The sequence below is a fragment of the Bacillus cereus group sp. Sample62 genome (genome assembly GCF_036851315.1).
In the GTDB taxonomy this organism is placed as follows: domain Bacteria; phylum Bacillota; class Bacilli; order Bacillales; family Bacillaceae_G; genus Bacillus_A; species Bacillus_A wiedmannii.
Genome location: NZ_JAFLPK010000001.1, coordinates 50,022 through 69,207 on the forward strand (window position 1 = coordinate 50,022; position 19,186 = coordinate 69,207).

A 19,186-nucleotide genomic window follows, 5' to 3' on the forward strand; every position below is an offset into this window, starting at 1 on the left:
ATTCAATTACATTAAAAATTTTTATCTTAAAAATTTTTAAAAAATTAAAGGGAAAATAGAAATTTTGTGGAATTTATACAAATATATCGCTTATTTAGAAAAGGGTGGTGAACACAAGATGGAAGTGACTGACGTAAGATTACGCCGCGTAAACACAGAAGGCCGCATGAGAGCAATTGCCTCTATTACTCTAGACCATGAATTTGTTGTTCATGATATTCGTGTAATTGATGGTAATAATGGATTATTTGTAGCAATGCCAAGTAAACGTACTCCAGATGGAGAATTCCGTGACATTGCACATCCAATTAATTCTAATACACGCTCTAAAATTCAAGATGCGGTTTTAACAGAGTATCATCGTTTAGGCGAGTTAGAAGAGGTTGAGTTTGAAGAAGCGGGTGCTTCGTAAAATTCGAATGAAAAGGGCTTTTTAAAGAAATCCCTATAATTTTGCAACAAACTCCTGTAAGCATTTACAGGAGTTTGTTTTTTTTGTGGTTTTATCTATTTTTGTACGGAAAATTCTGAATTCATTAAAGTGAAGAGGAAAACTTCTAATTTTTTCAAAATCATTTTAAATAGTATAGCTTATTTCTTAAAAAAGATACTAAAGAGTAAAACATCGTATAAGAATTATGGTAAAATTTAATAGTTAAAATGTGTTTCTTGAAATATATGATGATTTAGGATAATATCGTTAATGGATAAATAGGTTGCGATGGAGGGTCTATATGTCAAACAGATTTGCAGTGATTCTAGCTGCAGGCAAAGGCACACGTATGAAGTCTAAGCTATACAAAGTGCTTCATCCTGTATGTGGAAAACCTATGGTACAACATGTTGTCGATCAAGTAACGCAATTAGGATTGCAGAAACTTGTAACAGTCGTAGGACATGGTGCTGAAATGGTACAAGAACAGCTAGGAAACGTAAGTGAGTTTGCATTACAAGCAGAACAACTTGGTACAGCACATGCTGTAGATCAAGCTGCAAGTGTACTTGCAAACGAAGAAGGAACAACTTTAGTTATTTGTGGTGATACGCCGCTAATAACTGCTGAAACGATGGAAGCGTTGCTTCAGCAACATAAAGAGGCAGGGGCAATGGCAACGGTGCTAACAGCTTACATAGAAGAACCTGCTGGATATGGTCGTATCGTTCGTAATGAGAATGGTCATGTTGAAAAGATTGTTGAGCATAAGGATGCAAATGAGAAAGAATTAGCTATTAAAGAAATCAATACAGGTACGTATTGTTTTGATAATAAAGCTTTATTCGCCTCACTTTCTAAAGTTTCAAATGATAACGTACAAGGTGAATATTACCTGCCAGATGTTATTGAGATTTTAAAAAATGAAGGTCATATCGTATCAGCTTATCAAACAGAGCACTTCGATGAGACGTTAGGTGTTAACGACAGAGTCGCTCTATCGCAAGCGGAAATTATTATGAAAAACCGTATCAACCGAAAGAACATGGTAAATGGTGTTACAATTATTGATCCAAGTAACACGTATATTTCTGCTGATGCAATTATCGGTAGTGATACAGTTCTTCATCCAGGAACAATTATTGAGGGGAATACTGTAATTGGTTCTGATTGTGAAATCGGACCGCATACAGTAATTCGCGATAGTGAAATTGGAGATCGTACGACAATTCGTCAATCTACTGTACATGATAGTAAACTTGGTACAGAAGTATCGGTTGGTCCATTTGCACATATTCGCCCAGATTCAGTTATTGGAGATGAAGTACGCGTTGGAAACTTCGTGGAAATCAAAAAAACTGTTTTCGGTAATAGAAGTAAAGCTTCACACTTAAGTTATATCGGGGATGCACAAGTTGGAGAAGACGTGAATCTTGGTTGTGGTTCAATTACGGTGAACTATGACGGTAAGAATAAATTTAAAACTGTGATTGGTAACGGGGTATTTATTGGATGTAATTCAAACCTTGTTGCTCCTGTAACAGTTGAAGATGGTGCTTATGTGGCAGCAGGCTCTACAATTACAGAGAATGTTCCATCAAAAGCATTATCTGTAGCACGTGCACGTCAAGTTAACAAAGAAGACTATGTTGATCAATTGCTGAATAAGAAAAAATCATAATGTGGAGGGTTAATCTAGATGTCGACTCAATATCTAAATTCTAATTTGAAAGTATTCTCTTTAAACTCTAATAAGGAACTTGCTGAGCAAATTGCAAAGCACATTGGAGTAGGACTAGGAAAATGTTCTGTTGATCGTTTTAGTGATGGAGAAGTTCAAATTAACATTGAAGAAAGTATCCGTGGTTGCGATGTATTCATTATTCAATCTACAAGCTTCCCAGTAAACGAACATATCATGGAATTACTTATTATGATCGATGCATTAAAGCGTGCATCTGCAAAAACAATTAATATTGTTATTCCTTACTATGGTTATGCGCGTCAAGACCGTAAAGCGCGTTCTCGTGAACCAATTACATCGAAACTTGTAGCAAACTTGCTTGAAACAGCAGGTGCAACTCGTGTAATCACTCTAGATTTACATGCTCCACAAATTCAAGGGTTCTTTGATATCCCAATCGACCACCTAATGGGTGTACCGATTCTTTCAGATTACTTTGAAACAAAAGGTCTTAAAGATATCGTAATCGTGTCACCTGACCACGGTGGGGTAACTCGTGCTAGAAAAATGGCAGATCGTCTAAAAGCACCAATCGCTATTATTGATAAGCGTCGCCCTCGTCCGAACGTATCAGAGGTAATGAACATTATCGGTAATATTGAAGGTAAAACAGCAATTTTAATTGATGACATCATTGATACAGCTGGTACAATTACATTAGCAGCAAACGCTCTTGTTGAGAACGGTGCTTCTGAAGTATATGCTTGCTGTACACACCCAGTATTATCTGGTCCAGCAATTGAGCGTATCCAAAACTCAAATATTAAAGAGTTAGTTGTAACAAACTCTATCGTATTACCAGAAGAGAAGAAAATCGACAAAGTACATGAACTTTCAGTTGCTCCACTAATCGGAGAAGCAATCATTCGTGTATACGAAGAAGAATCTGTAAGTGTATTATTCAATTAATTGGATAGAATGAGACGTAACCAAGATTGGTTACGTCTTTTCGTATCGAAAAAAGAAAGTAGTGGTACAAGAATGAAATTGATAGTAGGACTTGGGAACCCGGGTAGAGAATATGAATTAACAAGGCATAATATTGGATTTATGGCGATTGATGAACTTGCAAAGCGTTGGAATATTTCTTTGAATGAACAAAAATTTAAAGGAGTATTTGGTGCAGGATTTGTTAATGGAGAAAAAGTAATCTTATTAAAGCCACTTACATATATGAATTTATCTGGGGAAAGTATTCGACCACTCATGGATTACTATAAAATTGATGTTGAGGACTTCGTTGTTCTGTACGATGATTTAGACATCCCTGTAGGTAAATTACGCCTTCGTATGAAAGGTAGTGCTGGCGGACATAATGGTGTGAAATCAACAATTTCACATTTAGGAACACAAGAGTTTCAACGTATCCGCATGGGAATTGATCGTCCGAAAAATGGCATGAAGGTAGTAGATTACGTATTAGGACGTTTTACATCGGAAGAAATTCCTGATGTGAGTCATTCTATTGAAAAAGCAGCGGATGCATGTGAAGAATGGTTAAATAAACCCTTTCTTCAAATCATGAATACCTTCAATAGTTAAGAGTATGATTGGGAATATTTTGTCTTGTTTTTACCCATACTAGTAGTAATTGGATTTTTAGGAGGCTAGTATGGAAGGGTATTATTATTGCAGACATTGCGGGAGTAATGTAGGCTCCGTTACTGCAGAAAAAGTGTATAGCGACGTTTTATTTCAACTAACAGAGCAAGAAGTAGTAGAGATGATTCATTTTCATGAGAATGGAAATATATATATAAAAACGATTTGTGAATCGTGTCAAGAAACGCTCGCATCTTATCCTGAGTATTATGAATATGAAAAATTTCTGCAATAAAATGTTGTCGCTTTGGCATGTCCAAAGCATTTTTCTGTTTTCTTTTTCCAAAATATTTGCATAAAATATAGTGGCTTGCTCTTTATGTTGAGAGGGGTTTTGAAAATGATAGGTTTATTAGAGCAATTTTATAAAAATGAAGAGATCCAATCGGTTATTAATGGACTAGAAGATGGTTTAAAAGAACAACTTGTATCAGGTATGGCAACCTCTTCTCGTTCGTTATTAATGGCGGCCTTATATAAAAAAACAAAAAAATCACAACTTATTGTGACGCATAATTTATATCAAGCACAAAAAGTGCATGAAGATTTAGTGGCGTTACTTGGTGAAAAAGATGTGTGGTTATACCCAGTAAATGAATTGATAGCATCAGAAATTGGTGTTGCAAGCCCAGAATTGAAGGCGCAACGTATTGAAGTATTGAATCGTTTAGCTGCAGGAGAGAATGGAGTTATTGTAGCACCAGTTGCAGGATTACGCAGATTTTTACCAATGAAAGAATTGTGGAAGAAAAGGCAAATCGAAATCAGTCTAGGGCAAGAGATTGATTTAGATACATTCTTGCATACTTTACATCATATTGGTTATGAGCGTAAGTCAATGGTAGAAGCTCCTGGGGAATTCAGTTTGCGCGGGGGAATATTAGATATTTATCCATTAACTGAAGAGTTACCATTTCGTATTGAATTTTTCGACACAGAAGTTGATTCTATTCGATTATTTGATGTGGATGAACAGCGCTCTCAAGATAAAAAAGAAAGTGTTAGATTTGGTCCAGCAACAGAGTTTTTATTTTCACAGGAAGAATTGAAGTCGGGAATTAAGCATCTTGAGGAAGGCTTGACTAAGACGATGCAAAAACTTTCTGATGATAAATTGAAGACTACAGTGCTTGAGACGGTAAGTCATGAAATTGAGATGTTAAAAAACGGGCAAAGTATAGAACAGATGTTTAAATATTTATCTATTTTCTATAACGAACCTGCTAGTCTGATAGATTATTTACCAGAAGATGGTATTGTTGTTTTAGATGAGATTTCCCGTATTCAAGAAACAGCATCACATCTTGAAACGGAAGAGGCGGAATGGTATATATCACTTCTTGGTGAGGGAACAATTATTCAAGATTTATCTTTCTCACACTCGTTTGAGGAATTTCTTCACCATAAAAAAAGAAGTTTTGTATATTTAACGTTATTCTTACGTCATATAGCACATACACATCCGCAAAACATTGTGAATGTGACATGTAAAACAATGCAAGATTTCCATGGGCAGATGCAGTTGTTGAAAACTGAAATTGATAGATGGAATGAAGGGCATTTTACGACTGTTGTGCTCGGAACTGATGATGAACGTGTAAAAAAACTACAACATATTTTAAGTGATTATGATATTGAGGCTGATATCGTAGAAGGCACAGATATATTATTGCCTGGAAGGTTACAAATTGCTGTAGGTGATTTACATGCAGGGTTTGAAATGCCGATGCAAAAACTTGTTGTCATTACTGAAAAAGAGCTTTTTCATAAGAAAGTTAAAAAATCACAACGTAAGCAAAAGTTATCTAATGCGGAACGTATTAAAAGTTATTCGGAATTAAAAGTTGGAGATTATGTAGTTCATGTAAATCATGGTATAGGTAAATTCTTAGGTATCGAGACATTAGAGATTAATGGTGTTCATAAAGATTACTTGAATATTAAATATCAAGGTAATGATAAGTTATACGTTCCAATTGAACAAATTGATCAAGTGCAAAAATATGTAGGATCTGAAGGTAAGGATCCAAAAGTGTATAAATTGGGCGGGAATGATTGGAAAAAGGTCAAAACGAAAGTTGAAAAATCTGTACAAGACATTGCGGATGACCTAATTAAACTATATGCTGAGCGCGAAGCTTCAAAGGGTTATGCATATACACCAGATACGGCAGAACAACAAGAATTTGAATCTTCTTTCCCATATCAAGAGACAGATGATCAATTACGTTCTATTGAAGAGATTAAGAAAGATATGGAACGTGGACGTCCGATGGATAGGCTTCTTTGTGGTGATGTAGGATATGGAAAGACGGAAGTAGCTATCCGTGCGGCATTTAAGGCAATTATGGATGAAAAACAAGTTGCAATTTTAGTGCCGACAACGATCCTTGCACAACAACACTATGAAACAATTCGAGAGCGTTTTCAAGATTATCCAATCAATATAGGATTATTAAGTAGATTCCGTACGAGAAAACAGCAAAATGAAACAATTAAAGGCTTAAAAGATGGTACGGTAGATATCGTAATCGGAACGCATCGTATTTTATCTAAAGATGTTACTTATAAAGATTTAGGTCTTCTTATTATTGATGAAGAACAAAGGTTTGGTGTAACGCATAAAGAAAAAATTAAACAATTAAAAGCAAATGTTGACGTATTAACATTAACGGCAACTCCGATTCCGCGTACACTGCATATGTCTATGCTTGGTGTGCGTGACTTATCTGTTATTGAGACACCACCAGAAAATCGTTTCCCAGTCCAAACGTATGTAGTAGAGTATAATCCCGCATTAATGCGAGAAGCGATAGAGCGAGAGCTTGCAAGGGGAGGTCAAATTTACTTCTTATATAACCGTGTGGAGGATATTGAAAGAAAAGCAGATGAAATTTCGATGTTAGTTCCAGACGCTCGTGTAACATACGCACACGGGAAAATGAATGAAGGTGAATTAGAGTCTGTTATGCTATCGTTTTTAGAGGGGCAGCATGATGTTCTTGTAAGTACAACAATTATTGAGACGGGTGTAGATATTCCGAATGTAAATACATTAATTGTATTTGATGCAGATCGTATGGGATTATCACAGTTGTATCAGCTTCGTGGTCGTGTTGGACGTTCTAATCGCGTCGCGTATGCATACTTTGCATACAAACGCGATAAAGTGTTATCGGAAGTTGCAGAGAGGCGTCTGCAGGCAATTAAAGAGTTTACAGAGCTTGGATCTGGTTTCAAAATTGCGATGAGAGACTTATCCATTCGTGGTGCAGGTAACTTGTTAGGAGCCGAACAGCATGGATTTATTGATTCTGTCGGATTTGATCTATATTCTCAAATGTTAAAAGATGCAATTGAACAGCGTAGAGGAACAGATGGGGTTGAAAATACAGTTAATGTTGAAATTGATTTAGAAGTAGATGCATATTTACCAGATGCTTATATTTCAGATAGTAAACAAAAAATTATGATGTATAAACAGTTTAGAGGTATTTCTGCAATTGAGGATATTGAAGAGTTGCAGGAAGAGATGATAGATAGATTTGGTGATTACCCGCAAGAAGTTGGTTACTTATTGCAAATTGCAAATATTAAAGTATTGGCAATGAAAGAACAAATTGAGTTAATTAAGCAAAATAAATTTGAAGTAACAATTCTGTTCTCAGAACAAGCAAGTCAAAATATTGATGGCGGAAAATTATTCATGCTTGGAAATAGTTTTGGACGTATGATCGGTCTAGGGATGGAAGGGTCACAATTGAAAATCGTTATGAAAACAAATGGCTTAGAGACATCGAAGTGGTTAACAATTGCTGAAAATTTATTAAAAGGCCTACCAGATGTGAAAAAAGAAGTCATAAATGCCTAATATAAGATAAAAAATACAATTCGGCGTGCATAGAAGAACTAATGTGTAAAATACTATGTCTAACAGTTGGTGATTTTTACATGAACAGGTAAATTCACCACTTTGATCATCAGTAGAAAGTGAGGCAGCATTAGAATGAAAGCAACTGGAATCGTACGTCGAATTGATGATTTAGGTAGGGTAGTAATCCCGAAGGAAATTCGTAGAACTTTACGTATTCGAGAAGGAGACCCACTAGAAATATTTGTTGATCGCGATGGAGAAGTGATTTTGAAAAAATATTCTCCAATTAGTGAACTAGGTAATTTTGCAAAGGAATATACGGAAGCTTTATACGATAGCTTAGGACATAATGTGCTTGTATGCGATCGTGATTCTATTATCGCAGTAGCGGGCGTATCTAAAAAAGAATACTTAAATAAAAGTGTTGGCGATTTAATTGAGAAGACAATGGAAGAGCGTAAGTCTGTAATTATGACAGATGAAAGCGAAATTTCAATTATTGATGGAGTAACAGAAAAAGTGAATTCCTATACAATTGGCCCGATTGTTGCGAATGGGGATCCAATTGGAGCTGTTGTTATCTTCTCTAAAGAGGCTATTATAAGTGAAGTAGAGCATAAGTCAGTAAATACAGCTGCAAGCTTTTTAGCGAAACAAATGGAGCAGTAAGGCTATATCGAATTTTAGAAGTAGCAATCTTTCCTAATTATGATATTTCTTCTTGAGAAATCAATTATTTGGAGATATATGTATATCGAAAAAAGGTAGCGCTTTGCTACCTTTTTTCGTTGAATATTTCTATCATTGCACGAGCGTATTATTACTCGTGTAGGTAAGGAAGCTTGTCCTTTTCTTTATGATATAATACGAGGGGTGAGAATAGAAAAAGGAGTTTTCTTGTATGGAATCGAAGAAGTATCAAGCCTTTTGGCGTGGGGCTATTATATTAACAATCGCAAGTTTTGTTACAAAGGTACTAAGCGCTTTTTACCGTATTCCATATCAAAATATAGCGGGTGATATTGGTTTTTATATTTACCAACAAATTTATCCGTTTTATGGATTTTGTTTAATTTTAGCTACTTATGGGTTCCCCATTATAATTTCAAAAATGGTTGCGGAACGATTAGAGCGAGGGAAACAACAAGAAGCAGAAGAAATTATTTGTGTATCTTTTTGGTTTTTGTTAGTAATTGGTTTCATAGGCTTTTTTACATTGTTTTTTGGTGCCGAAGCAATTGCAACAGCCATGGGCGATATACACTTAGATAAGTTATTACGTGTTATTTCATTTTCATTCATATTGATGCCGTTTTTATCTGTAGCAAGAGGGTATTTTCAGGGGTTCAATAATATGATGCCAACAGCTGTTTCTCAAGTGATAGAACAAACGATTCGTGTTTCTATTATTGTATTTTTATCTCTATTCCTAATTGCTCGCGGATTTGATTTATATACGGTCGGTGCAGGTGCTATGTTAGGTTCAATCGCAGGCGGACTGATTGGGATTATTGTACTTGTAATTTATATGCGTCATGACTTTCGTTCTATATTTTTCAAGAATGTAAAGAGAATTAAGGGGAAAAAGAGAATCATTAAAATTCTGTTTTGGCAGGGATTGGCGATTTGTATTAGTAACTTAGTGCTTATTTTTATACAAATGGCTGATTCTGTTTCCTTCTATTCCTTACTTATTAGGGCAGGAGAGCAAGCTGAAAGTGCAAAGGTATTAAAAGGTGTTTACGACAGAAGTATCCCGCTTATGCAATTAGGTACTGTCGTGACAACTTCTTTCTCGTTGTCACTTATTCCAATTATTACAGCGGCGAAGGAAAGAGGAGATCTTTCCTTTATTCGAGAAAAGGTAAAGTTAGCAATGAAAATAACATTTGTTATTGGATTTGCAGCTGCCATTGGATTAACTTGTATTATTCAGCCTACGAATATTATGTTGTTTGAAAATAGTGATGGATCAGATGTTTTATCCATTTTATCTTTATCTATTTTATTTAGTTCATTGTCGATTACAACTGCTTCTATTTTGCAAGGGTTAGGACAAACATTAAAACCAGCAATATTCGTTATATTTGGGGGTTGTTTAAAGTTAGCTTTAAATTATATGTTAATGCCATATTTTGGTGTGAAGGGAGCTGCAATTGCAACGCTAGTTGCGTTAATTGTAATTTCTGTGCTAAATAGTGCATTACTTATGCAAGCTGTATCCGAAGCTCTTATCGATAAGCGTAATATGCTAGGTGTAGTTATTAGTGGTATCGGTATGGGGTTTGTATTAATAATGTTTATACGTGTGATGCAAATGTCTGGATTAGTAATTGATACAAGGCATAGAGGAATTGCAACAATTGAGGCATTGTTAGGTGTAGTTATCGGTGGATTAACATATGTGTTTTTAATTTTAAAATTACGTGTATTTACAAAAGCGGAAATAGGAACCGTTATGAAAAAAGAGAAAAAAGAAGGTTCATTGAAGAAGAGTGGATAGAGGTGGCAGGTTGTGAGTGGAATCATTACTATTTTAGGATTAGGTGCTGGTGAGTTAGATCAGTTAACGATGGGTGTATATCGAAAAATAAAAGAAGCAGATCACATGTTTGTTAGAACGAAGGAACATCCCGTTATAGAAGAGTTGGAGAAAGAAGGTATACAATATACAGCCTTTGACAGTGTATATGAAGCACATGATACATTTGAAATTGTATATGAAACAATCGCGAATACATTGCTAGAACAAGCTGAAGGCACAGAAATCATCTATGCCGTGCCAGGGCATCCGCTTGTAGCGGAAAGAACGGTTCAGCTACTGTTGGAAAAAGGCGAAGTAGCGAATGTTGAAGTGCGCATTGAAGGTGGACAAAGTTTCCTTGATCCTATGTTTGCGAGTCTAAAGATTGATCCGATTGAAGGATTCCAATTAATTGACGCCACATCATTTGAAAGAGGACAATTAGAATTACGTCAACATTTAATCTTTTGCCAAGTATATGATGCATTCGTTGCGTCTGATGTGAAATTAACATTAATGGAGATGCTATCAGATGATTATGAAGTGTATATCGTAACAGCTGCAGGGACTTCATTTGAACAAGTTAAAAAGGTACCGTTGTACATGTTAGATCATGAAACAGAGTTGAATAATTTAACGAGTGTATATGTACCACCAGTTAAAGAACGTGCGTCCTTGTATCAACAGTTTGATGTGCTTAGAGAAATTATTGCAGACCTTCGTGGACCGAATGGTTGTCCGTGGGATAAAAAGCAAACACATCAATCTTTAAAGAAGTATTTAATTGAGGAAGCTTATGAAGTGTTGGAAGCAATTGATGAAGAGGATGATGATCACTTAGTAGAAGAACTGGGTGATATATTATTACAAGTTATGTTGCATGCTCAAATCGGGGAGGATGAAGGTTGGTTCTCTATAGATGATATTATTCGAACTTTATCTGAGAAAATGGTTCGCCGCCACCCGCATGTATTTGGGAATACGGATGTAAATAATGCCGATGAAGTAATTGCCAATTGGGAAGAAATTAAAAAACAAGAAAAAGGATTCGTGAAAGAATCTGTTTTAAATGGGGTTCCAAAAAGTTTGCCCCAGTTACTACGGGCCTATGAAATCCAGAAAAAAGCTGGCAAAGTTGGTTTCGATTGGGTTGAAGTACAACCGATGATAGAGAAAGCCTTAGAAGAATGGCAAGAGTTCCAACAAGAAGTTACAAATATGGATGAGGCGAAAATGTTAGGTGAATTTGGCGATTTACTATTTGCGTTTGTGAATATAGCTCGTCATTATAAAATAGATCCCGAAGAGGCGTTACGTTCAACGAATGAGAAATTCGTCGGTCGTTTTTTATACATGGAAGCAAAGGTAGCTGAAATGAATAAAGAGATGCAAGATTTATCATTAGAGCAGTTAGATGTTTTATGGGAAGAGGCAAAACAAACAGAGCGTTAATAGGGGGATTTGATATGCGTCTAGATAAGTTTTTAAAAGTATCACGTTTAATTAAAAGAAGAACATTAGCGAAAGAAGTAGCTGATCAAGGAAGAATATCAATTAATGGTCAAGTGGCAAAAGCGAGTTCAGATGTGAAAGTAGCTGATGAATTAACAATTCGTTTTGGTCAAAAAATAGTAACTGTAAAAATAAACGAATTGAAAGAAACGACTAAAAAAGAAGATGCAGCAAATATGTATAGTTTAGTTCGCGAAGAAAAAGTAAAGGCTGAAGAAGGCTTGTTCTAAAATCAATTATCCCTTCATACATTACTATTAGCTAGTATAAATCTATGGGGGGATTTACGTGAATAATGGTTACTCACCTATGTCTTCTAATCAACAAAATATTTCGGTAGAGCATGATATTATTATGCGTGGCAGGCGTGTAATTGATATTACCGGTGTAAAGCAGGTAGAGAGTTTTGATAGCGAGGAGTTTTTACTTGAGACCGTAATGGGTTTTTTAACAATTCGTGGTCAAAATTTGCAAATGAAAAATTTAGATGTAGAAAAAGGTGTTGTATCGATTAAAGGGGAAGTTCATGAGATGCTGTATATTGATGAGAATCAAGGGGAGAAAACTAAAGGATTCTTTAGTAAGTTGTTTAAATGAGTCTAACAATTCAGTTGTATACGATGCTCTCAATGATCGGAATGGGTGCTTGGATTGGAGCGTCTTTAGATACATACCAACGATTTTTAAAGCGGCAAGAACGTAAACGTTGGCTTGTATTTATACATGATATACTATTTTGGATTGTCCAAGCATTATTCGTTTTTTATGTATTGCTTCTTGTAAATGAAGCTGAACTACGTATATATGTATTTTTGGCATTATTATGTGGTTTTGCGGCATATCAAAGCTTATTGAAAGCACTATACATGAAACTGTTAAATTTTCTCATCTATATTTTTATGCAAACAACACATTTTTTTGTTCAAATTATAAAGCTACTCATGATAAAACCTGTTATTATTATAGCGCAGCTATTTATTGCATTTATATTATTCTTATTTCGTATACTGCTTTCAATTGGACATGTGTTATGGAAAATGGTGATTTGGATATTACTTTTCATATGGAAAGTTTTTTTCTGGCCTGTTCGATTTATTGCTTCGCTCATATGGAAACTTCTCCCTAATCGTGTTAAACTTTTTATAATGAAACATGTAGGGTTCCTGCAATATATAGCAAAATTGAAGGGACACATCTTCCAATTATGGGAGCGTATAAAAAAGAAGTTAGGGGGACCTCGGAAATGAGGGAACTGAGACAAAGAACAATCGAAAAACAGAGTCCAAATCCTGTTAAAGAGCATATAATACAAACGGATGAGAACAGGAAGCGACTTTATCGCCGTTTAGCGGTTTTTCTTGTCTTTGCTTTTACAATTATTGCGAGTATTAGTGTAACGTTTTATCAACAAAACAGTTCCATTAGAGCAAAAGAAGCAAAAGTTAAGGACATGAAAAAAGAACTGGATTCATTAACGAATAAAGAAAAAAGTCTAAAAGACGAAGTTCAAAAGTTAAATGATGAAGAGTACGTATTAAAGATTGCTAGAAGGGATTATTTCTTCTCTGGAAAAGGGGAGATAATTTTTCCTGTTTCTAAGTAGAGTATGTCTTATTGACACTATATTTTAGGATTATATATAATAAAGTAAAATTTGACTTTTTAACCACTAAGGAGGAGCATTTTTTTTATGTCAATCGAGGTAGGCAGCAAGTTACAGGGTAAAGTAACAGGTATTACAAATTTTGGGGCTTTTGTGGAGCTGCCAGAAGGCTTAACGGGTCTTGTTCATATTAGTGAAGTTGCTGATAATTATGTGAAAGATATTAACGATCACTTAAAAGTGGGCGACCAAGTAGAAGTAAAAGTTATTAACGTTGAAAAAGATGGTAAGATCGGTCTATCTATTAAAAAAGCGAAAGAGCGTGAAAAAACAGAAGGAGATCGTCCACGTGGTGAATACCAACGCAGTGGCGGTGGCGATCAACAACGTTCTGGACGTCCACAACGTAATCGTTCTTTCAACAGAGATAACCGTGGCGGCGGTAACGAACGAGCTCCAAAAGAAACATTCGAGCAAAAGATGGCACGTTTCTTAAAGGATAGTGAAGATCGTTTAACTTCTTTAAAGCGTAACACAGAATCTAAACGTGGTGGCCGTGGCGCACGTCGCGGATAATAAGAACGTTTAATTCTTAGCATATAGAGAGGTACCCAGGGCGATTGCTCGGGGTGCTTTTTTATATGTGAAAATATATTTTGAAAAAAGTTTTCAAGATGTGTTGACTTTAAAATATATATGAGGTAAGATACTAATTGTCCGTTAAATAAGACGACATGGCGGTGTAGCTCAGCTGGCTAGAGCGTACGGTTCATACCCGTGAGGTCGGGGGTTCGATCCCCTCCGCCGCTATATTTAATTTAACGGCCCGTTGGTCAAGTGGTTAAGACACCGCCCTTTCACGGCGGTAACACGGGTTCGAATCCCGTACGGGTCATCCTAAAAAGATCATGCAAATTTGCATGATCTTTTTTTGTTAAATAAATTAAGACATACAAAACTTCTACAAAATCACCCTATATTTTCTGAATCTTCAATTAAAATAGTTAGAATAAATTACATACCGTGTATATATGTAGAGTTATTTCGAATAAAAAGTCGAAAGATTATAAAAGTGAAAACTGTTGTTTTGACAAAAATCCCAATAATCATCTTTTATAATGACAGTAATTAAACTATGCAGGTGGTGTTAAAAATATGCCTAAAGCAGGAAGGAATACTATGAATACAAGTGCATTGGCAATGAATGAGAGTCAGCTTGGAGCAGTAAAGTGGACGAGTAAGTTGCGAATGAAGTTTGAACAGGTTTTCTTTAGATGGGGATTTATTATTGTTGTTATTGGTTTTCTTTTGGGACGAGCATATATATTAACAAACATTTTACCGTTTGCACTGCCGTTTTTTGCTGCTGTTTATGTTATGAAGCGGGATAAAATGCCGCTCGCGTTCTTGGCTCTTATGGGGGGCGCACTTTCAGTTTCGATAGATAATTTATTCTTTACCTTTGCATCTATTTTTACTTTCTTCATTTATAATATCTTCTTTAGTCGATTTACACGTAAAACTGTTGGACTTGTTCCATTTCAAGTATTTATCTCCGCATTAACCGCACATTTAGTTGTCGTATATTTCGCGCAACAAACTGTCACCATGTACGATTTACTCGTTAGTACGATTGAGGCAGGGCTTAGCTTCGTATTAACTATGATATTTTTACAAAGTGTTCCGCTTTTAGTAGAACGAAAAGGTAAACAACAAGCGCTAGAGACAGAAGAAATTGTTTGTTTAATTATATTACTAGCATCTGTTTTAACAGGTACAACAGATTGGTTTGTATATGATGCTTCTATTCAACATATTTTTACTAGGTATTTAGTGCTCGTGTTTGCATTTATTGCGGGGGCTGCTACAGGATCTACAGTGGGGGTCGTCACTGGATTAATATTAAGTTTAGCCAATGTCTCCAGTTTGTCTCAACTTAGTCTACTTGCTTTTTCTGGGTTGCTTGGTGGTTTGTTAAAAGAAGGGAAGCGTTTAGGTGTTAGTTTAGGTTTATTAATTGGGACGAGCTTGATTACGCTATATGTAGATAAGCAAACAAACATTGTAACAACTTTAATTGAATCTGGTGTGGCGATTGTGTTCTTCTTATTAACACCGAAACTTGTTATGGATCGTATTGCTAAATTCATGCCAGGTACACAGGAACATTCGCAAGATCAACAACAGTATTTAAGAAGGATGCGTGATGTTACAGCGAATAAAATTAATCAATTTGCCAATGTATTTGCTGCTTTATCTAATAGCTTTTCTGTATATGGATATGTGGAGGAGGAAGATAAAGAGACAGAAGCGGATTTGTTCTTAAGTACAATTACTGCAAAAACATGTCAAACATGCTTTAAAAAGGACCAATGCTGGGTAGTTAATTTCGACAAAACGTACGATTATATGAAACAAATAATGAGTGAAACGGAAGAGGGGACGTTGCAGCATAATCGGAAGTTAGTTCGTGAATGGGACAAGCATTGTGTGAGAGGGAAGAAAGTGACGGATTTAGTAGCGGGTGAATTAGATCACTTCTATGAAGGACAAAAATTACGAAAACAAATGAAAGAAAACCGTAGAATAGTAGCGGAGCAACTATTAGGTGTATCAAAAGTTATGGAGGATTTTGCTAAGGAGATCCAAAGAGAACGAGAAAATCATCAAGTGCAGGAAGAACAGATTATGCAAGCATTTCGTGATTTTGGCGTAGAAGTAGAGCATGTTGATATATATTGTTTAGATAGAGGAAGTATTGATATTGAAATGTTGATTCCAGTTGCATCTAATGAACATGGAGAATGTGAAAAGTTAGTTGCGCCGATGCTTTCTGATATTCTAAAGGAAAATATTGTTGTTAAACATGAAGAAAAATCTTCTTATCCGAACGGCCACAGCTTAATATCATTTGGTTCGGCAAAAACGTACTCTCTTGATACTGGGTTGGCCACAGCTGCAAAAGGCGGTGGGTTTGTTTCTGGTGACTCTTATGCGATGATGGATTTAAGTGTTGGTAAATATGCGCTTGCAATTAGTGATGGTATGGGAAATGGGCAAAGAGCTCATATGGAGAGTAAAGAAACGGTAAAATTATTACAAAAAATACTTCAATCAGGCATTGATGAGGAAATAGCGATTAAATCTATCAATTCTATTCTTTCTTTAAGAACAACAGAAGAGATGTTTACGACGTTAGATTTAGCTATGGTGGATTTGCGGGATGCGAGTGCGAAATTTTTAAAGATTGGATCGACACCGAGTTTTGTTAAACGTGCAAATAATATTTTGAAAATTGAGGCAAGTAATTTGCCGATGGGGATTATTGAGGATGTTGAAGTTGATGTAGTAGGTGAACAATTAAAAACGGGCGATATCCTTATTATGATGAGCGATGGGATTTTCGAGGGAGCGCAACATGTAGAAAATCATGAACTATGGATGAAACGAAAAATTAAAGAATTACAAACCGAAGATCCGCAAGAAATTGCTGATATCATTATGGAAGAGGTCATTCGCTCTTGTGATGGTTATATAAATGACGATATGACTATCGTTGTGGCGAAAGTGAAGAAAAATATGCCGAAGTGGGCTACAATTCCAATTGTAGGAATGCAGGCACAATAAATTTTAAGTGTGATGTTTCTTTATCACTGTTTCTTTCTAAAAACCTAGGTGGATGCCTAGGTTTTTTTACTTTAAAAGATAATGTTATTATTTTTGTGAATATGTACGGATGATGTAAGATAAAAATTTAATTTTTGTATATCTTTTTTTTGCACAATGTTTGTAAAAGTTGTACCATTATAAACAAGGTAACTAACGTTGCTGTTCTTGTTTAATGAAAGGTGATTACGAAGTTGAAAGATACATTTGTTGAAAAGGTAGATGACTTTGTAAAGCAGCATGATGTATTAAAGGAACGTTCAACAATTGTTGTAGGGGTTTCTGGTGGTCCTGACTCTTTGGCTCTTCTATATTATTTGTTAGAAAAAAGAGCAGCAAAACAGTTCGAAATTGTAGTGGCACATGTGGACCATATGTTTAGAGGTGATGAATCTCATGAGGACCTACAGTTTGTGCAGGACCTTTGTAAAGGGCTGGGAGTTATTTGCGAAACGATAAGGATTAATGTGTCGCAATATCAACAGCAACACGGAATGAATGCACAGGTTGCTGCTAGAGAATGCAGATATGCATTTTTGGAAAGAATAATGAAGAAATATGATGCGAGATATGTAGCTCTTGGACATCATGGTGATGATCAAGTAGAGACGATTTTAATGCGCCTTGTACGAGGGAGTACTCCGAAAGGATATGCAGGAATTGCAGTGAAGCGTCCTTTTCATAATGGATATTTAATTAGGCCGTTACTTGGAGTAACGAAGGAAGAGATTGTTGATTACTGTAATAAGCTAAAAATAATTCCCCGTATAGATCCAAGTAATAAAAAGGAAGTATATACAAGGAATCGATTACGTAAATATGTTCTTCCTCATTTGAAAGAAGAAAATTCACAAGTGCATGAGAAATTCCAAAAATTTAGCATGCAGATGCAAGAGGATGAGGCGTATTTGCAGGAATTAGCTTTTGAGAAAATGAATAAAGTAATTACAAAAAAAAGTGATAAACAAATTAGCTTATCAATTCCTGCCTTTGAATCCATCTCTATGCCTTTACAAAGAAGAGGGATTCAACTAATATTAAACTATCTTTATGAATATAAGATTCCATCTTCTCTTTCCTCTATACATATTGACAAAGTGATCGAGTTTTTTAAGCGGACACAACCTTCGGGTTCACTTGATTTCCCAGGTGATTTAAAAATTGTTCGTGCATACGAGGAGTGCAGCTTTGGATTTAAACAAGAAATTGTTTCTCCTTTTTTACAAGATTTATCAGTGCCCGGGACAATTACGCTATCGAACGGGGATAAGCTTGTAACAGAGGTGAGCGAAGATATACCAAGTAACATGAATGAAACAGTATTTGTTGCTAAGTATAATGATATATCATATCCACTTCGTATTCGTTCTAGAGAAAATGGAGATCGCATGTCAATACAAGGTATGAATGGCACAAAAAAGATAAAAACTATTTTTATCGAAGCAAAAGTACCAAGAGAAAAAAGAGAAGAATGGCCGGTCGTTTGTGATGCAAGTGGGAATATTATTTGGATACCCTTGTTGAAGCGATCTGCATTTGCTATCTCGAAAGAGACGGCAAAGAAGGATAAATATATGATTATTCACTACAAAAGCAAGGAGTCTTCCGGGAGGATAATGAAATGATGAATCAAGATATCGAAAAAGTATTAATTTCTGAAGAACAGATACAAGAAAAGGTGCGCGAATTAGGTGCGGTTATTGCAGAGGATTATAAAAACACAATACCTCTTGCGATTGGTGTATTAAAGGGCGCAATGCCATTCATGGCAGATTTATTAAAGAGAACAGATACATATCTTGAAATGGATTTTATGGCTGTATCTAGTTACGGTCACTCTACTGTTTCAACAGGCGAAGTGAAAATTTTAAAAGACCTTGATACTTCTGTAGAGGGTCGCGATATTTTAATCGTTGAAGATATTATTGATAGCGGTCTTACGCTAAGTTACTTAGTAGACCTATTCAAATATCGTAAAGCGAAGTCTGTAAAAATTGTTACGTTATTAGATAAGCCGACAGGCCGTAAGGTAGATTTGAAAGCGGATTATGTTGGGTTTACTGTTCCACATGAATTTGTTGTAGGGTATGGATTAGATTATAAAGAGCAGTACCGTAATCTTCCTTATGTAGGAGTATTAAAACCAAGTGTTTACTCAAATTAATTAAATACAGGCGTCACAATTGTATAGGAAAGTTTTTCTATGTTACGATTTACTATAGTGTTTA

The 19,186-nt window shown here is 35.6% G+C and carries 17 protein-coding genes and 2 tRNA genes; all 19 read left to right on the forward strand.

The window, feature by feature from the left end:
- The first annotated feature begins 118 nt into the window (after window positions 1–118).
- Complete coding sequence (gene spoVG, locus J0835_RS00275) at window positions 119–412, forward strand: septation regulator SpoVG (protein ID WP_000454042.1); 294 nt, start codon at window positions 119–121, stop codon at window positions 410–412.
- A 322-nt stretch (window positions 413–734) separates the two neighbouring features.
- Window positions 735–2,114 (forward strand): bifunctional UDP-N-acetylglucosamine diphosphorylase/glucosamine-1-phosphate N-acetyltransferase GlmU, encoded by a 1,380-nt coding sequence (gene glmU, locus J0835_RS00280; protein WP_000071045.1) that lies wholly within the window; start codon window positions 735–737, stop codon window positions 2,112–2,114.
- Between the two features lie 18 nt (window positions 2,115–2,132).
- Window positions 2,133–3,086: a ribose-phosphate diphosphokinase gene (locus J0835_RS00285; RefSeq protein WP_000107420.1), complete on the forward strand. Its 954-nt coding sequence runs from the start codon at window positions 2,133–2,135 to the stop codon at window positions 3,084–3,086.
- Window positions 3,087–3,158: 72 nt separating this feature from the next.
- Window positions 3,159–3,719 (forward strand): aminoacyl-tRNA hydrolase, encoded by a 561-nt coding sequence (gene pth, locus J0835_RS00290; protein ID WP_080377450.1) that lies wholly within the window; start codon window positions 3,159–3,161, stop codon window positions 3,717–3,719.
- Between the two features lie 70 nt (window positions 3,720–3,789).
- The gene (locus tag J0835_RS00295) at window positions 3,790–4,014 is read left to right on the forward strand and encodes an anti-sigma-F factor Fin family protein (protein ID WP_000399441.1); all 225 of its coding nucleotides are present in this window, start codon (window positions 3,790–3,792) and stop codon (window positions 4,012–4,014) included.
- A 105-nt stretch (window positions 4,015–4,119) separates the two neighbouring features.
- Window positions 4,120–7,650 (forward strand): transcription-repair coupling factor, encoded by a 3,531-nt coding sequence (mfd, locus tag J0835_RS00300; RefSeq protein ID WP_087979104.1) that lies wholly within the window; start codon window positions 4,120–4,122, stop codon window positions 7,648–7,650.
- Window positions 7,651–7,785: 135 nt separating this feature from the next.
- Window positions 7,786–8,322 (forward strand): stage V sporulation protein T, encoded by a 537-nt coding sequence (spoVT, locus tag J0835_RS00305; RefSeq protein WP_087979105.1) that lies wholly within the window; start codon window positions 7,786–7,788, stop codon window positions 8,320–8,322.
- Between the two features lie 232 nt (window positions 8,323–8,554).
- Window positions 8,555–10,156, forward strand: a complete 1,602-nt coding sequence (locus tag J0835_RS00310) for a putative polysaccharide biosynthesis protein (RefSeq protein WP_087979106.1) — start codon at window positions 8,555–8,557, stop codon at window positions 10,154–10,156.
- A gap of 12 nt (window positions 10,157–10,168) precedes the next feature.
- A complete protein-coding gene (gene mazG, locus J0835_RS00315) occupies window positions 10,169–11,629 on the forward strand; it encodes a nucleoside triphosphate pyrophosphohydrolase (protein ID WP_087979107.1) in 1,461 nt (486 codons plus the stop codon).
- Window positions 11,630–11,643: 14 nt separating this feature from the next.
- Window positions 11,644–11,919, forward strand: a complete 276-nt coding sequence (locus J0835_RS00320; protein WP_001234876.1) for an RNA-binding S4 domain-containing protein — start codon at window positions 11,644–11,646, stop codon at window positions 11,917–11,919.
- Between the two features lie 58 nt (window positions 11,920–11,977).
- Window positions 11,978–12,286 (forward strand): sporulation protein YabP, encoded by a 309-nt coding sequence (gene yabP, locus J0835_RS00325; protein ID WP_333728053.1) that lies wholly within the window; start codon window positions 11,978–11,980, stop codon window positions 12,284–12,286.
- Entirely contained in the window at window positions 12,283–12,936 is a 654-nt protein-coding gene (gene yabQ / locus J0835_RS00330; protein ID WP_016085301.1) for a spore cortex biosynthesis protein YabQ, read from the forward strand. Before yabP ends, yabQ begins: the two co-directional genes overlap by 4 nt.
- Window positions 12,933–13,292: a cell division protein DivIC gene (divIC, locus tag J0835_RS00335; RefSeq protein WP_001208737.1), complete on the forward strand. Its 360-nt coding sequence runs from the start codon at window positions 12,933–12,935 to the stop codon at window positions 13,290–13,292. Before yabQ ends, divIC begins: the two co-directional genes overlap by 4 nt.
- Before the next feature lie 87 nt (window positions 13,293–13,379).
- Window positions 13,380–13,868, forward strand: a complete 489-nt coding sequence (locus J0835_RS00340; RefSeq protein WP_087979108.1) for a S1 domain-containing RNA-binding protein — start codon at window positions 13,380–13,382, stop codon at window positions 13,866–13,868.
- Window positions 13,869–14,028: 160 nt separating this feature from the next.
- Window positions 14,029–14,102: transfer RNA gene (locus tag J0835_RS00345), tRNA-Met, on the forward strand.
- 13 nt (window positions 14,103–14,115) lie between these two features.
- A tRNA-Glu gene (locus tag J0835_RS00350) sits at window positions 14,116–14,187 on the forward strand.
- A 260-nt stretch (window positions 14,188–14,447) separates the two neighbouring features.
- Window positions 14,448–16,919: a stage II sporulation protein E gene (gene spoIIE, locus J0835_RS00355; RefSeq protein WP_064475159.1), complete on the forward strand. Its 2,472-nt coding sequence runs from the start codon at window positions 14,448–14,450 to the stop codon at window positions 16,917–16,919.
- 233 nt (window positions 16,920–17,152) lie between these two features.
- Complete coding sequence (gene tilS, locus J0835_RS00360) at window positions 17,153–18,583, forward strand: tRNA lysidine(34) synthetase TilS (RefSeq protein WP_087979109.1); 1,431 nt, start codon at window positions 17,153–17,155, stop codon at window positions 18,581–18,583.
- On the forward strand, window positions 18,580–19,122 hold the full coding sequence (gene hpt, locus J0835_RS00365) for a hypoxanthine phosphoribosyltransferase (protein WP_000981845.1): 543 nt from the start codon (window positions 18,580–18,582) through the stop codon (window positions 19,120–19,122). The genes tilS and hpt overlap by 4 nt, the downstream gene beginning before the upstream one ends.
- The last annotated feature ends 64 nt before the right edge of the window (window positions 19,123–19,186 follow it).